The sequence below is a fragment of the Imperialibacter sp. genome (assembly GCF_040222815.1).
In the GTDB taxonomy this organism is placed as follows: Bacteria; Bacteroidota; Bacteroidia; order Cytophagales; family Cyclobacteriaceae; genus Imperialibacter.
The window spans coordinates 112,270-128,429 of the sequence record NZ_JAVKCH010000022.1; the positions used below are offsets into that span (position 1 = coordinate 112,270).

Annotated in this window: 13 protein-coding genes; 5 read left to right on the forward strand and 8 right to left on the reverse strand. The window is 45.0% G+C overall.

From position 1 onward, the window contains the following. The first annotated feature begins 1 nt into the window (after window position 1). Window positions 2-682 (forward strand): ABC transporter ATP-binding protein, encoded by a 681-nt coding sequence (locus RIF36_RS10295; protein WP_151998560.1) that lies wholly within the window; start codon window positions 2-4, stop codon window positions 680-682. 54 nt (window positions 683-736) lie between these two features. On the opposite strand, the gene RIF36_RS10300 is transcribed toward RIF36_RS10295, so the two are convergent. From RIF36_RS10300 to RIF36_RS10320, 5 genes are all read right to left on the reverse strand, one after another. Further along, window positions 737-1,108, reverse strand: coding sequence for a hypothetical protein (locus RIF36_RS10300; protein ID WP_350070930.1), 372 nt, complete (start codon window positions 1,106-1,108; stop codon window positions 737-739). Then, window positions 1,105-3,531 (reverse strand): penicillin acylase family protein, encoded by a 2,427-nt coding sequence (locus RIF36_RS10305; protein ID WP_350070927.1) that lies wholly within the window; start codon window positions 3,529-3,531, stop codon window positions 1,105-1,107. The genes RIF36_RS10300 and RIF36_RS10305 overlap by 4 nt, the downstream gene beginning before the upstream one ends. A gap of 172 nt (window positions 3,532-3,703) precedes the next feature. After that, on the reverse strand, window positions 3,704-4,558 hold the full coding sequence (locus tag RIF36_RS10310; RefSeq protein ID WP_350070925.1) for a DUF6089 family protein: 855 nt from the start codon (window positions 4,556-4,558) through the stop codon (window positions 3,704-3,706). Between the two features lie 114 nt (window positions 4,559-4,672). Further along, window positions 4,673-5,155, reverse strand: a complete 483-nt coding sequence (locus tag RIF36_RS10315) for a YkgJ family cysteine cluster protein (RefSeq protein WP_350070922.1) — start codon at window positions 5,153-5,155, stop codon at window positions 4,673-4,675. A gap of 24 nt (window positions 5,156-5,179) precedes the next feature. Next, on the reverse strand, window positions 5,180-5,560 hold the full coding sequence (locus tag RIF36_RS10320; RefSeq protein ID WP_350070919.1) for a DUF7793 family protein: 381 nt from the start codon (window positions 5,558-5,560) through the stop codon (window positions 5,180-5,182). Window positions 5,561-5,692: 132 nt separating this feature from the next. Between RIF36_RS10320 and RIF36_RS10325 the strand changes: the two genes are divergently transcribed. Then, a complete protein-coding gene (locus tag RIF36_RS10325; RefSeq protein WP_350070916.1) occupies window positions 5,693-8,119 on the forward strand; it encodes an aminotransferase class I/II-fold pyridoxal phosphate-dependent enzyme in 2,427 nt (808 codons plus the stop codon). Between the two features lie 36 nt (window positions 8,120-8,155). Further along, a complete protein-coding gene (locus RIF36_RS10330) occupies window positions 8,156-9,871 on the forward strand; it encodes a PAS domain-containing hybrid sensor histidine kinase/response regulator (protein ID WP_350070913.1) in 1,716 nt (571 codons plus the stop codon). 1 nt (window position 9,872) lies between these two features. Here RIF36_RS10330 and RIF36_RS10335 read toward each other — a convergent pair whose 3' ends face one another. Then, window positions 9,873-10,067 (reverse strand): hypothetical protein, encoded by a 195-nt coding sequence (locus RIF36_RS10335; protein WP_350070910.1) that lies wholly within the window; start codon window positions 10,065-10,067, stop codon window positions 9,873-9,875. A 134-nt stretch (window positions 10,068-10,201) separates the two neighbouring features. Here RIF36_RS10335 and RIF36_RS10340 point away from each other — a divergent pair, with 134 nt between their 5' ends. Then, window positions 10,202-11,899 carry a response regulator gene (locus tag RIF36_RS10340; RefSeq protein ID WP_350128931.1) on the forward strand — a complete coding sequence of 566 codons (1,698 nt, stop codon included), beginning with the start codon at window positions 10,202-10,204 and terminating at the stop codon, window positions 11,897-11,899. Window positions 11,900-11,903: 4 nt separating this feature from the next. Here RIF36_RS10340 and RIF36_RS10345 read toward each other — a convergent pair whose 3' ends face one another. Further along, the gene (locus RIF36_RS10345; RefSeq protein ID WP_350128928.1) at window positions 11,904-14,336 is read right to left on the reverse strand and encodes an aminotransferase class I/II-fold pyridoxal phosphate-dependent enzyme; all 2,433 of its coding nucleotides are present in this window, start codon (window positions 14,334-14,336) and stop codon (window positions 11,904-11,906) included. A gap of 129 nt (window positions 14,337-14,465) precedes the next feature. Between RIF36_RS10345 and RIF36_RS10350 the strand changes: the two genes are divergently transcribed. After that, the gene (locus RIF36_RS10350) at window positions 14,466-14,837 is read left to right on the forward strand and encodes a DUF7793 family protein (protein ID WP_151998570.1); all 372 of its coding nucleotides are present in this window, start codon (window positions 14,466-14,468) and stop codon (window positions 14,835-14,837) included. A 71-nt stretch (window positions 14,838-14,908) separates the two neighbouring features. On the opposite strand, the gene sucC is transcribed toward RIF36_RS10350, so the two are convergent. Then, window positions 14,909-16,120 carry an ADP-forming succinate--CoA ligase subunit beta gene (gene sucC / locus RIF36_RS10355; protein WP_350070901.1) on the reverse strand — a complete coding sequence of 404 codons (1,212 nt, stop codon included), beginning with the start codon at window positions 16,118-16,120 and terminating at the stop codon, window positions 14,909-14,911. Window positions 16,121-16,160 lie beyond the last annotated feature (40 nt).

Here is a 16,160-nt window from a genome sequence, read left to right on the forward strand (position 1 = left end):
AATGATCAAACTGCAAAACATCGACAAGTACGTCGATTCTAAATTTCAGAGGGTATTTATACTTAAGGGGATTGACCTGGAGGTAAAACAAGGAGAATTTGTCAGCATCATGGGCCCATCAGGCTCGGGTAAATCGACCGTTTTGAACATCATCGGTATGCTCGACAAGCCAAACGCTGGCGAGTACTATTTCCTTGATGAGCCAGTTCATAAATTCAGTGAACGAAAGACCTCTGAGCTGCATAAAAACCATATTGGGTTCGTTTTTCAGGCTTATCACCTGATTGATGAGCTGACAGTTTATGAAAACATTGAAACACCTTTGTTGTACCGTGGAGTGAAGGGTAAGGAGCGCTCCAGCATGGTGGCGGAAATGCTCGACCGCTTTTCGATGGTGGCAAAAAAAGACCTCTTCCCTGAGCAGCTTTCAGGCGGGCAGCAGCAGTTGGTAGGTATTGCCAGAGCTATTGTAGGAGAACCGAAGTTGCTTCTGGCGGACGAGCCCACAGGTAACCTGCATTCGGAGCAGGGAAAAGATATTATGGAGCTTTTCAAGAAGCTGAACGAAGAAGGAATGACCATTATTCAGGTAACTCACAACGAGGCTTATGCCGAGTACGGTACTCGCATTGTGAAACTGGAAGATGGCATGATCGTCAGCGACGTTCAAAACAAAAAATAGAAGCCCAAAAAGACGCAATCTATTGTAGCCAGTTGTTCAGCAGCTGGCTATTTTTTAACTATAGAAGCTGGCTTTCTTTTTCTTGATGAATATTTGGCGGAAGCTGTTGCCCGACAGCGACCCTAACCCGCCAGCAATGGCACCTATGAAGCCGGAGCCAATTACCAGGTAAATAGGGTCGTCCACGTTGAACAGTGCAGCTACCTTGGCAGTAAGTATGCTGTGTGATTCAATATCTATTTTCCATGAAATGACCATCCACAGCAAGCCAACGCCAATAAAGCCACTTACAAATGCACCAAAGCTGCTGGTTGGAATTGCCAGCGACACCCCTGCAGCCACCACTACCATTCCCCACCAGGGAAGGTACAGGCCCGACAGGTAGGCCAATCCGGCAATGAGCATCACTTTTATGATTAGTTTCATTTTTTGGAAGGGTTAAGCGTTTGAACAAGCGTCGCATCGGCAGCAAGATCAGCCTGCTGAGATGTGAATTGCAGGCTGAGGTATTTGCCGGTTGCCCAGGGCGTGACCATATCCGCATAAGTCGGGTTACCCGGGTTGCCCGTTTGGCTGCCGGGATAAACTCCCCAGGCTTTTACGCCAGCTTTGTCCAGCTCCACCACCATTCTCCAGGAAGGCCCATGCCTTCTGCTGGCGGCATTAACAATGCCATGATTGCCACCAATCTGCACATTGCTTACACTGAATGGTTCCAGCCGCATGAGATGCTGAATGGTCGTGTTCTTGAAGTTGGCCCAGGTGAGGTCAACGCTGTGGTTGCTTTTCCAGCTTTCAACGCTATCAAGGGCGGAGGCAAATGTCATTGACAAAACGTCCTTTATCGTTTCTTTTCGGGAGGTGCCAAGCACATCGGCGAAAGCGAGAGCAGGATTGTTTTTCATGAGCACGCTGGTGTGGTAGTTGTGCGGCTTGTAGACCGCTACAGTCATTGTGTCAAACTCATCCCACAGCAACTCGTAAAACTGATCCCACCACTCTTCGAAGTAGATCGGCGCTACTCTTTCGGGGTCGTTGAAATAGTCCCACTTGCGTAACAATTGATAAACCTCCCTGGTGCTTGCAACCATTTTCCCTGTGTCAAGGCTGTCGAGCATGAATGTGAGATTCTCGTAGGCGAGGAAGTTATAGTTGTCGTTTTGCAACTTCATCATGTCTTCGGGCTTAATGCCCTGCATGATTTTCAATCGGTCGTTAATTCGCCGGTTTCTATAGTGCTCGTAATTATAGTCGTAAACATAATAGGGGTAGGTGGCATCTGCCGGGTGCTGGTTAGCTGAGCTTACGAAATTTCGGGCTGGATTGAGTTCGTGGATGTTTTGCTGCTGAGGAATGAAAGGCCCCCAGTCGTATTTACTGTAACGCCCGTCCATCAAGAATTTTCCCTGCTCGGGGTATTTTACAGGGAACTTACCCTGCACCCACATGGCAATATTGCCGTGCACATCTCCGTAGACAATGTTTTGAGGAGGCCCTGAGTAGTACTTGAGCCCCTCCAGGTAGTCGTTATAGTTTTTGCCCCGGTTGAAATGATAGAACAGACGGAAGTCGTTGGAGGTGTCGTGGGCCGTCCACCGAAAAGCAAAATTCACCTGTTCGCCGTTGCCCTTAAAGTTTCGGTCATACGTAACTGGCCCAAAGTGGGTGTAAATCACCGTGTCGTACTTTGTGTCCTCTCCTCGCACAATAATTTCTTCTATCACCTTTTGTGTTTTCAACCATTTGCCCTCGTAGAGGTATTCGTCACGGTCGTCATTTCTGAATTGGATGTAGAACCAATCTGCCACGTCTCTCTTGGCGTTGGTAAATCCAAAAGCGATAGAATCTGTAAACCCAATGGTGATGCCGGGTGATCCGGGGAAAACAGCACCCATCACATTTACTGATGGGCTGTGCAGATGCGCCGCATACCAAATGGAGGGTAAGTTGAGGCCAAGATCTGGTTCGTTGGCCAGCAACACATTGCCGCTTGCCGTTTTGCTGCCAGCCACAGCAAAGCTGTTACTGCCATTTTTAGGGTCGGGCTTGTTGATAACCTGCTTTATTTTTGCCAGGGGCAGAGAGTCGTTGGGATTAGCAACTTTTAAGGGCTCGAAGTCAAACTTAGTGCCCGCTGTAATAATTGGATCAATTCCAGGGTCTCTGTCAGGAAACAAAAAGTTGAACGTGTCTTTGCCCAAAAGCCTCGCCATGTTGGTGTTTTCCAGGTCGGCTTCTCCTGAAGAAAGCTGATCAGACATTTCTTTGAGCAGTAAGCATATTTTATAAGGGCTAAATGGCTCCGGCTCATAGTCGAGCAATTTGTATTCTATCGGGAGATCTTTGTAGTCCAGCGTGGCGATGTAAGCATTTACACCATCGCTGTAGGCCTGAAGCATTTCGTATATGGCCTTGTCTTTTTTTACCTCATCAAGCATCCAGTTGGCGCTGTAGGCCAGTCCTTTTCTTCGTTGCTGCTGATCAAGCGACAGGGTGAGAGGGCCCAGGATTTCCGATAGTCGGCCGGCTGTTTTGTAGAGTTGAAACTCCATTTGCCAAAGCCGATGGAAGGCGATGGTATATCCTTCTGCAAAGTAGAGATCGTGGTCGTTTTCAGCGAAGATGTGTGGAATCAGGTCTTTGTCCCAGTATATTTTTACAGGTTCTTCCAGGCCTTCCAAAGTGAGCTGCTCTGGTGCTTTGATGGCGGTGTATTCGCTGTTGGCCCAGAAACCACTCATTGGGTTAAGGAATTTCCCCAGAGGTGGGATATCACCATTTTTGGAATTCAGAACGACTACAAGAACGATCGTTATTATTGTGAAAAAGACAAACTTAAATACTTTCATTCTGGGGCTGGGTTTCTACGTCGAAATATAGCCACTTTTAAAAAGGTCTTCAGGGATTCGTCAAAAAATGTGATCGATGTTTTTTTAGGTGGTCGTTGTGGATTGATCAACGACAGCAGGGGCGGTTGCCGACGAAATACTAAGCAAGGATGTCGCTTGTAGCTTTATTGTTTTAATGAAAGGCAGAAGGTTTGGAGAACCAGCTTTCACCGCCTTTGAAAAGATGTGTGGGAAGGTAAAATTCCAGTTTCCACTGCAATAGCAGGTAAGAATCATTCCCAGCTTCTCCTCGTTTTGCTCCCGGGATCATGGCCTCGTAGGCAGCTTCATTTACCACGTCTATTTCATCTTTCCTGTTAGAAAGGGTGAGTGCTTTGCCCGAAAGACCGCTCCCGTAGTTTTCTGACACATCGTCGAGCCTGTCGGTAAATGTATATCGGTACCCCACTTCGCCAACCAGGTTAATGAACTCGTTAAGCCTGGCTTTTACTCCCACGCCAAATGGAATAACGATGGCAGTTCCTTTGTAGGTCGTACCCTCAGTCGCCAGGGGCCGGAGGGCTTCCCATTTCCCGTCGAGCTGAGCTTTGGGGTTTACGGTTGTCACCCCAACCGCAACATGTGCGTACGGTTCAAACTTTCTTCTCTGGTGATAGATTTTATTATAGGGCTTGAAGTAATACATAGCCCCCAATTGTCCTTCAAAATTATTGGAACGAAAAGAAAGGTTGCGTTGCTTGTTGAAGCTGCTGTCTTCAGCATAGGTGTCGCTACCCGATATATTGTAGTAGACAAACTCAGCTCTGGCTGCCCATCTGGTAAGCAAGCGGCACTCTACTCCAAGGTTGAGGTTGGAAAGCCCCTGCTGAAACCCCTTTCCGTTGTTCAGTTCTCCCAAATACAGCGTATGCCCGGTTCCAGCAGTCAGGCTGAAATAACGGTCGTTGTATTGCCAGGATAAAAAATTCTGGGCTGACACCTTCACAAAAGGGATCAATAAAATGGCAAGGAGGATAGCTTTTTTCATACGCCTAAGGCCGAAAATAGGAAATGTTTTACATTTTAAGGACAACTGCCTTCATTTTAAGCCATATTTTCATAAACCAGTGAACATGGTTTAACCCTGACAGGTGCTCGGAATTTATATTACTTTCTCAAGCCTTTCTACAATTTGCAACACGGCCGGACAAACCTGGGTATTTCTCATAGTGAGATCCAGGATTTGGTGCATCTTCTTTCTGTTTGTGTGGGGATACTCTCTGCAAGCTCTGGGGCGGGCTTCATATATGGAACAATAGTTGTCCGCACCGAGAAATGCGCAGGGGGAGCTTTTTAGCACATAATCGCCCTCATTGTCGATTTTTAAATACTCCTCCGTAAACGCAGATGGCTTAACTCTCAAAAACCGGGATATCCTGTCGATATCGGCACCAATAAAAATAGGGCTTGTGGTCTTGCAGCAATTGGCGCAGGTCAAACAATCCACTTCTTCAAACACTTCTTCATGAAGTGAGTGAAAAAGATCATCCAAATGGGCGGTTCTTTTTCTTTTAATTTTTGAAATAAACTTCTGAAATCCTGGTTTTTTGCTGATTGCGTCAGAAGCGAAGCGTTCTAAATCCATTTTATGAATGTAAGGAAACACCCACTAATCCACTTTTTCTTTTTTAAATGTGGAAAGCCAGGCCAAAGCGTCGTCCTGTGAGGTAAAGAGCCTGGTAGGTATGGTGGGTTTGCTAACGCTGAGGAAAAAGTTACCCAGCAGGCGATTGACTGGCGACCCCACAACCAGCGCACAAGCGTTCATATTTTTGATTCCATCCCCCTCAGCAAAAGCTGAACGAGCGTCTTTTGTGATCGTTTTTACACTTGAAACATCTCCCAGGAAAGGATATGTTTTCCCATCACAAGCCTCCACCCGAGAGGTAATCATGTGGTTGGCAACTTCCAGGTTGACCTCGTCCACCTTGTAATACCCAAACATGATACCGTCTTCTGCCCAAATCTTTATGTACTGGTTTTCTATCATATCATTTACTCTGTTACGGATGTAGGGTTCTTAGGTCATTAGGCCATATTCAGGATTGATGGTGGAGTAATTTTGGATCATAAATAACAAAAACTAATCTCAAGTAAGGTTCAAAAGTAAACTATTTTTCCAATGGCTAAAACACGTCACAACCATTTGCTGGACACAATCGATGATATTATTACCAGTGCTGCTAACAAGGGCATTGTTCACCTTCATTCTCAGGGAGACTCCTTGTCAGGTTCGACCCTGAGGATCAATGACAGAGAATTAAAGCACTTTGGCACATGTGGTTATCTGGGACTAGAGCAAGACTCGAGGCTGAAGGCCGGTGTGATTGATGCCGTGACAAAATATGGTACACAATTCCCCATGTCGAAGACTTATGTGTCGTCACCACTATATGCTGAGCTGGAAAATTTGATAGAAGAAATGTATGGTTATCCGGTTATTCTCACTAAGAATAGCACCCTTGGGCACATCACTGTTATTCCTTCTATCATAAGAGACGACGATGTTGTTATCCTGGATCAGCAAGTGCATGCCAGTATACAAAGTGCCGTTCAAATGCTGAAACCAAAAGGCGTCAGAGTTGAGATTATCCGCCATAGCAACCTCGAAATGCTGGAGGAAAGAATACAGGAGCTGCGCTCAAAATACAACCGCATCTGGTACATGGCCGATGGCGTGTATTCTATGTACGGCGATGTGGCTCCGATAAAGGAAATGCAAAAGCTGGCTGACAAATATGATCAACTCTACTTATATGTTGACGATGCCCATGGAATGAGTTGGGCTGGTGAGCATGGAACAGGCTTTATTATGAGCCAGGTTAAGATGCATAGCAAAATGGTGCTTTGCGCAACCATGGGCAAGTGCTTTGGAGCAACCGGCGGACTCATTGTTTTTCCCGAAGAGGAAATGCGACGCAAAGTGAAAATATTCGGTGGTCCACTCACTTTCTCAGTGCAAATTGAACCACCCATGCTTGGGGCAGCCATTGCTTCAGCGAAAATCCACCTTTCGGACGAGATATACACCATGCAGCAGCGGCTGGCTGGTAAGATTGAGTTTTGCAACGAGCTCATTCGGCAAACTGACCTCCCACTGGTGGTGGAAAATGAATGCCCTATTTTCTTTATAGGCACCGGTATGCCCGCCACAGGCTACAATTTTGTGGAGCGGCTGATGAAAGAAGGGTACTATGTCAACCTGGGTGTGTTTCCGGCAGTGCCCGTTAAAAACACAGGCGTTCGGTTTACCATCTCTTGCCACAACAGCGAAGCAGACATTGAAGGTTTTGTGGAGGCGATGGACTACCACTACCCGAAGGCATTGGAAGACGAGGGCAAAACAGAGAACGAAGTACGCAAATCATTCAAAATGCCACTGTTGAGTGAGAAGGTTGCCGTGGAGCCAAAAGCTTCTTCGGAGCTTACTACAGAGATGAGCACCACCATTGAAGCATTTCCAGAAGAAGAGTGGAACAGGCTTATCAGCAAAAACATGTCGGTCGACTGGAAAGGTATGAAATTTATTGAGGAAGCATTTTCTGGCAACGACCTTCCTGAGGAAAACTGGAAATTCCATTACCTAATGGTACGAGATGGCCATGGAACGCCCGTTTTGACTACATTTTTCTCGAGCGCACTCTGCAAGGACGATATATTCGCCCAGGCTGGCGTTTCCATTCAACTTGAGGAGGATAGAAAATACAATCCCTACCTGCTGACGTCACAAACCCTTGTGATGGGCTCGTTAATGACCGAAGGCAACCATTTTTACCTGAATAAGGAGCACAGCCAGTGGGAAGAAGCTGTCAGGATTATGATTGGAAAGGTCAGTGAAATACAGGAGTCTGAGAAAATAAGCGCCACCTACCTGAGAGATTTTGACGACAACGATCCTCAACTGAAGGAGGTGTTCCACGACCAGGGCTTTGTGAAAGTCGATGTTCCTGACTCTTGTGTAATTGACAAGCTAGGATGGAAAAACACAGACGAATTCCTTGAGGGCCTTTCCACCCGCTCACGCCGCCACATTCGCTACGATGTGCTGAAGTATGAGCATATGTTTGATGTTGAGGTAGTAAATGCACCCTCTAAAGACGACATGAGGCATTTCCAAAACCTGTTTAGAAATGTCAGGAACAGGAACTTTGCTATCAATGTGTTTGACTATCCTGATAAATTTTTCCAGATGATGCCAGGCGAAGCTGGATGGGAGTTTGTTGTACTGAGACTCAAGCCTGAGTTCGATAGTAACCAGAAACCCGTGGCCGTTGCCTTCAATTACCGGAACGACGCTGGAGTATATACCTTTCTTTTGATAGGAATGGACTATGAGTACCTCGAAAAGTACAATATATACAGGCAAACTATTTACAGAACGCTTCAGCAAGCAAACACACTTGGCTATCAGACGCTGCGACTAGGTATCTCTGCAACCATTGAGAAGAAGAAATTTGGTGCCAATGTTCATCCAAAGGTGGCGTTTGTCCAGATCAAGGACAACTTCAATATGGAACAGATTGAGCAGTTGGCAGTAAGCCAGGCTTGATTTAAAAGAAATTAGTTTACTCTCTTATAATACTTTATGACCGTTTCAGAAATGGGTGTAATGACAGATGATGATCGACTGGATAAAATCAATACCTTAATTGTTAAGCTTGCTTCCGGGGACTTGAATGCCAGAGAAACTCCCTCTGACGATTTTGACGAAGTCGATGCTATTATTGCAGGCATAAATATGCTAGGCGAAGAGCTTCAGAGTTCTACGGTGTCCCGCAATTACCTGAAAAGCATATATGATGGGATCGTAGACATGGTCATCATTGTCAAAGAAAATGGTCTTATTCAGGGAGTCAATGGCGCCGTCACGAAGCTGCTCGACTACTCGGAGAATGATTTGATAGGGAAGAATTTGTCGGAAGTTTTTAAGTCCGATTCTGCTGAGCCTTTGGGTTTTCTTGAGCACCTGAGAGATGATAGCAGTCTTCATAATATTGAAGGTATGGTAGTCGGTAAGTCTGGAAGAGAAACGCCGGTTAGTACCTCGTGCTCGATTTTGATTGATTCAAAAGGCGAGCCTGCCGGGCTACTGCTCGTGGCCAAGGACATGACTGTTCAAAAGCAAATTGAGGCTGAACTTAAGAAAAGCAAAGAAGCGGCGGAGTTGTCCAATCGCATGAAAAGCAGTTTTCTGGCCAACATGAGCCATGAAATAAGGACGCCTCTCAATGGGATCCTGGGGTTTACAGAATACCTCATAGGGATGAGTATTACCGATGAGCAAAAGGAATACCTTCAGCTGATTGAAAGCTCCGGGCAAACGCTGATGAAGCTTTTAAGTGATATTCTGGATCTTAACAAGATAGAAGAAGGGAAGCTTGGTTTTGACTATGTGCCCATTCATTTCAAAGAGACCATGACCTCTTCTCTTCAGCCGTATAAATATATGGCCAACGAAAAGGGAGTTGCATTTGATCTCCAGTTTGAGAACTTCGATCAGATTTCCCATGTGTATTGCGACCCTACCCGTGTAAATCAGATAATGGTGAACCTGGTAGGAAATGCGCTGAAATTCACCAGTAAAGGAAAAGTAAGCGTCAGTCTAAGCATTTCCCCCATAAGCGATGGCAAACGAGCAATGATCAGAGGTTGTGTTTCCGATACAGGGATAGGTATTCCAGAGGGCGTCAAAAATGATATTTTCAAGGCATTTGTGCAGTCCGATTCATCGATTACAAGGAGGTTTGGCGGCTCAGGCCTGGGCTTGTCGATTGTAAAAGAGCTTATTCACCTAATGGGAGGCGAAATCAGCATTGGCAGCCCCTCTCACATAGGTACAGCCGAAAACCCTGGCTCTGAGTTCAATTTTAACTTCTCTGTAGATATAGCCGAATCACCGGCAAAAGAAGCTGTCGAAAAGTTTGAAAAACTGGAGTTTACATCGCAGTACAAGTTACTTGTGGTGGAGGACAATGAGATGAATCGCATACTCGCAGGGAGGGTGCTGAACAAGTTTGGAGCAACGGTTGAATACGCTGTACATGGCAAGGAAGCGGTACAAATGTTGAAAGTGAACGATTACGATGCCATTTTAATGGATGTTCAGATGCCAGTAATGGATGGCCTTCAAGCCACACGAATTATCAGGAGACTGGGATACAATTTGCCGATCATTGGCCTGTCTGCCAATGTGTTCAAGGAAGATATAGACAGGAGCAGGCAAGCTGGCATGGACGATCACATTGGCAAGCCATTCACCAAATTATCCATTTTCAGAGCGTTGAAAAATGCGTTAGAATAGATCAAGCGCTATTCCTATCTTCCGTCATATGGTATGCTTTAAGCAGGTTGGCAGGCATTTCCTCCCGGTTGTCTACAGCACCGAATAGCTGGTTTTTTGGCAATGCTGCGTTGTTTTGGTCTTGATTACCACCTGCAAACTTCTGTCCGGTAGTTGACCACTTTATGATTCTATAAGGTTTTCTCTCCCTTTGCATTAAATTGTGATGGATATTAACGCCTTCGAACTATAATTGTAAATTAGAGGGACTTTAACCGTAGACCAGTGTCAGGTAAATAACATGGATCATCTCTTTTCCTGAAATAGTCGAAAATGTAAAGCGTACGCCAGATGCTTCCAAAACACGAGATTCCAGATCACCTCAAGGGCAGAATTGACGACATTATACAGTTGGTATATGAGATAGCCAATGGTAATTTCGAATACAGGCTTCCTCGCTATGGATTCAATGACGAATTGGACGGCCTTGTCGGTGGAATCAACATGTTGGGTGAAGAGCTCAAGTCCTCCATGGTCTCCAAAAACTACCTTGAAAGCATTTACAAAGGCGTAGTCGATATTCTATTCATTCTTGACGTCAATTTTCGGATTGAAGAAGTGAATGAGATCACACTGGAGAAATTTAAATGTGACGAAAGTGCATTGCTTAAACGGCCACTAGCCGAACTACTAAACGAGAATGAACAGATACTCCTGGAAAGGGTGAGGGCTGAACTTGGCGATAAAAATATTTGCAGGATTAATGAGTTGCACTTCTCCTTTAACGGCGAACTTTCGAAGCCACACTCAGCCACCTTTTCCTACCTCCTCAATAGCCAGAATCAGCCCTCCAATATCCTGCTAATTGCCAAAGACGTCTCTGTTTTTAAAGAGGCAAGGGAACGGGCTGAGGCGTCCAATGAGGCCAAGACACGCTTTTTGGCTAACATGAGTCATGAAATAAGAACTCCCCTTAGCGCTATTTTGGGGTTTATCGACCTGATGTTTGAAACCTCCCCCACAGAGGAACAGCAAAATTTTTTAAGGCTTATTAAGGCTTCCGGTGAAGACCTCTCCAAACTGATTAATAACATTCTCGATATCAATAAGATTGAGGCAGGCAAGCTTACGCTTGAACAAATAGAATTTCAGTTTGAAGAAATAATGAAGTCAAACTTGAATCCTTATCGCTATCTGGCCAGGGAAAAAGGGATCGATTTGTCTATCACTATTGATCCTGCTATACCTAAAGTGCTTATAGGAGACCCTCAAAAGATAAACCAGGTAGTCCGAAACCTTGTAAGCAATGCGGTTAAGTTTACGGTTGCTGGTAGTATAAATGTGAATTTCACCAGCTTGCCAGCCAGGCCCGGCTACGCTATTATTCAGGGAGATATTGTCGATTCGGGTATCGGTATCCCCTCCAATAAGCTAAACGTTATTTTTGATAGCTTCACACAGGCTGATGACTCCACCTCACGTAACTATGGGGGATCCGGTTTGGGACTTACCATCTGCAGGTATTTACTCAACTCTATGGAAGGAGACATAAGAGTAGAAAGCCCGCCAGTAAGTTTTGGGTTCGAAAAAGGCACCGCATTCACATTTAACATGGAGCTCCAGGTGGCAGACTCACAGATTGTGAAGCCAAGAGAGGAAGTGCAAACCATGAAGCTCAAATTCAGTCGACAATATCATATACTGGTGGTGGATGACAACGATCTCAACCTGAAGCTTGCCAAACGGGTGCTGGAAAATTTGGGTGCCAAAGTGCTTGTAGCCGACGGTGGTCAGAGTGCGTTAGATCTGATCAATATCCATGACTTTGATTTGGTGTTCATAGACATTCACATGCCCGAAATGGACGGCTACGAACTGGCAGTAAGAATCAGGAAAATGCAATATAATATGCCGCTTATCGCACTTTCGGCGGATGCATATGAGGAAGCTGTGCTAAAGTCGCTTCAATCGGGCATGAATGCTCACGTGAAAAAACCATTTACAAAGGAGGAGATTTTCGTTGCTTCAAAGGGTTTTTTAGAGCTTTAGCGACTTATTTTTTTTGAATAATCCCCATCATTTCGATAGAGTAGTTGTCTTTCGCTTGAATAAAAGCAACCCTGGGATAAATGGTGGCGCCGAGTTTCTTTTTCTCAAAAGAAGAGGAGTAACCGAAGTTTATTTTCTTAAAGCCCAACGACTGTGCTCTTACGATCGTCTGATACAGCATTTGCCTGTAGGTCTGATACTTCTGCACATAGTCGTAGTCCATGCCAATGAATGCAGGCACGTAGGTTATATTATTGTTGTTGAAACAGAACATGACCGCAATGGGGTTGTCGGTTTCATTTTGTCCCTGTTTTTCTTTTTTAAGCCTCAATACGATAAACTCCCAGTTGGGATTTTCCGACATCTGTTCGAAAACGCCTTTGTTAAACGGAAACGTATTGACATCTAAGTTCTTGTTCCAGACGTTTTGGTACAGTTTCATAAACTGGGAAACCTCTTCTGGCGCAAGCTTTTGCTTTACTTCGATGTCAAAGTAGTCTTCGTAGGGAGCCACGTCTTGTCTGAAATGCTTCCTGGATTTGCTGGAAAGCGTTGAAATATATTCTTCTGTGTTTGCCCATGACAGATCTTCCAAAGAGCACGACTCAGGTAGGGTAGTTTTGAAAAATCCTTTCTTCAAAACATACTCTTCAATTTGCGTGTCACTTTCGTCAAAGTCTCTCAGTACAATAGAAGAGGGCTTCAGGGCCTCATCCAGCTCTTCCACTTTTTCGATAATAAGATTCATCGCATTTCGCCACCGCTCGTCCCCTTTATCAAGAAAGAGGTGAGGGCCTTCAGTAAACAGCGATCCCATAATTAGCGCAGTAGAGACCATGAAGTCGGGCTCTGTTTTCCTTTTCTCTTCAAATTCCTTAGAAATTGAAGCCGGAGCCAACATGTCTTCTTTCCAAAGAGCCAAAGTGAAAAAGGTAGCGGCTATCACTTTTTTATTTTCATCCCGAACGAGCAGATAAAAGAACTGCCAGTTATTTTCCTTCTCTGCATTATCAGTAAAGGTCTTCTCAAGAAACTGAAGCCCGGCATGATTAAAAACGCCCTCTCCTCCAAAGTACTTGTCCCAGGTTTTGGCGTCAATTTCCCTAGCAGAGCCATAGGTTTCTAATGTCAGTGTCTCTGTTTTCCTGGCTACGACTTTGTTTTCTTTTTCAATGAGCGGAAGGTCAAAAATCTTTCGTATGCTGTTCATCGAATAACGCTCTTCCTCCAATGTCTTCGGAAAGTTTTCATTCAACGCAGACACCAACTGCTCAATGTCCTCACGATGGTTATGCCTTGAGATTGTAAACCTAATGCCAGTTTTCTTTACAGGTACGGCAGGAAAAATTCCCATGTTGCCATAGAAACCGGCATCATACATTTTGTTGACAAAATTATAGCCCACGGCAGGTGCGCCTGCTCCGATATAGAAAACCGGGCAGTCATTTCTATCTACCAGCGGTAGATTCGTCTGCGCCAGCAAATCATTGCAATAGTCTATTTTGCCACGCAATTCTGCTTGCATCTCAATAATCTCAGGGCTGAGGTGAATCTTTGCAGAAGCAATGGCAGCTGCCACTGATGCCGGTTCGAGCTGAGCAGAAAAAGTGAGCGGCCCTCCAAAGTTTTTTACCTTATTGAAGTAGGGCAGGTTGGAAGAAACCAGTATGCCTCCGCTTGCGCCAAACGACTTGCTGAGTGTGCTGAACAGGAATACATTCTCTGGCAGTTCTTTGTATTGGTTAAGCACATAACCGGTTCCGTTCTCACCTACCCAGCTCATGCCATGCACGTCGTCGAAATATAGGTATAGCTGTGGATACTTCGCACAGAGGGTCTTTAGGTGCTCAATTGGTGCGGTGTCGCCAAACATGGAATAAACACCATCGGCACAGTACCATATTTTTTCCCTGCCAGGGCTTAGTGCTTTAATTTTTTCTTCAAGCATATTCATATTGTTATGCCTGATCATATCTACAGTCACTCCTCTGTTTTTTAGCAGCAGGGATGCATTCTGCACACTCCAATGGACATAATGATCTAAAATTACAGCATCCTCATCTCGTACAATCGATGGAATTACTCCCATGTGGCCAAGCGTGCTATTTTTCATAACAAGCACGGGAACTTTAAACATGAGATTTAACTTTTCTTCTAGCTCCTGGTACAGCGAATGGGAAACATAACTTTTGGATAGGGGAAATTGCGTACCGAATTTTTGAATGGCGTCGATGGCCGCATCTTTTAACCGTTGATCTTGCTCAAGTCCGAGGTATCCTGTGGTGCCGAAGTGGAAAAGATCTTTGCCATTTATTTTGATAGTTCTACCTGTAAAACTTTCATCTTCGGTGTGCAATTGTATGACGCCTCTGGATTTTGCGTCCTCTGCTATGGTATTAAGTGTATCAATTAAGTTATTATGTTTTACTTTTGCCATTCGGGTTAGTTAGATTGCCAGCTAAATTACACCAGCTAATTGTAATATTTGCATTTTAATAAGATGAGAGGTGCAGAAATTATGTATTTTTCCTCAACAATTTGACTATTAGAAGTTTGCGATTGATCAATGGACAAGATAGAAAATGAGTTTGCTAGCTTTTTTTTGAAAGATGGGATTCTGCATTTTATCTACAAACCCAATACTGAGTTAAATCTCGATGCAGCCAAGAAGGTTGTTGAAGATAGAAAAACTATTCAGAAGGGCAAATCATACCCCGTTTTGTGTGATATACGGGGGCTAAAAGATGTAGATAAGGTTGCCAGAGACTTTCTTGCGAAAGAGGGATCTTCTCTGGTGGACGCCGTGGCCCTGGTGGTTGACTCACCGGCATACGAGTTTATGGCTAACTTTTATCTGAAGGTTAGTAAGCCTGATGTGCCGACAAAAATGTTCAGCTCGATTGAAGAAGCGCTGGAGTACATCAAAAAATTCAAATAGGCTGGTGCCAAAAAAAAGGAGCCCGTCTCAGGAAAGAGGGGCTCCCACTATATGATATTTCTTCTTTTAACTTAGGCCAGCACTTCCTTTACTTTGGTGGCGGCATCTTTTAGCACGATGGCTGGGAACACTTTCAGTCCCGACTCAGCAATTATTTTCGCTCCTTCTTCAGCGTTGGTGCCTTGAAGACGAACAATGATTGGTACCTTAATCTCTCCTATGTTTTTGTAGGCTTCTACCACACCTGTAGCTACTCTGTCGCAGCGTACGATACCCCCAAAGATGTTGATAAGGATAGCCTTCACGTTAGGGTCTTTTAGGATGATCCTGAAGCCGGCTTCAACAGTTTTTGCGTTGGCTCCACCCCCTACGTCAAGGAAGTTGGCAGGTTCGCCACCAGAAAGCTTGATGATGTCCATGGTAGCCATGGCCAGTCCCGCACCATTTACCATACAACCCACGTTTCCGTCGAGCTTCACATAGTTAAGACCTGCTACGCCAGCCTCTACTTCCAAAGGATCTTCCTCCGAAATATCACGAAGCTCAGCTAGGTCTTTGTGACGGAACAAGGCGTTGTCGTCAAGGTTAACCTTGGCATCAACAGCCAGAATTTTGTTATCAGAAGTTTTCAACACAGGGTTGATCTCAAACATGGTGGAGTCACTTCCAATGAATGCATTGTAAAGAGAATGGATAAATTTCACCATTTCCTTTAGTGCGTTGCCTTCCAGCCCCAATTTGAAAGCCACTTTGCGTGCCTGGAAGGGCTGCAAACCAACAGATGGGTCAATCCACTCTTTAATGATTTTCTCAGGTGTATGCGCAGCCACTTCTTCGATGTCCATACCACCCTCAGTAGATGCCATGATAACATTGCTGGCTTTTGCCCTGTCGAGCAAAATACTCATGTAATATTCTTTCGGCTCCGATTCGCCAGGATAGTAAACATCCTGAGCAATGAGCACTTTATTCACCTTTTTACCTTCGGGCCCAGTTTGGTGGGTTACCAATGTGCCTCCCAGTATTTTTTCAGCCTTTGGTGCTACTTCATTCAGGCTCTTGGCAAGCACTACTCCATTCGAATCGGTTTCCCTTACTTTGCCCTTTCCACGTCCGCCGGCATGGATTTGTGCTTTTATAACATACCAGCTTGTGCCTGTGTCTGCATTGAGGGTTCTTGCAGCTTCCAAAGCCCGTTCAGGCGTATCGGCAACGATACCTTCCTGGATGGTAACTCCGTAGCTTTTCAGAATTCCTTTGGCTTGATATTCGTGAATGTTCATCCTCTAATTTTTTTGTGCGAATCTAAGCCATAGGGGGTGC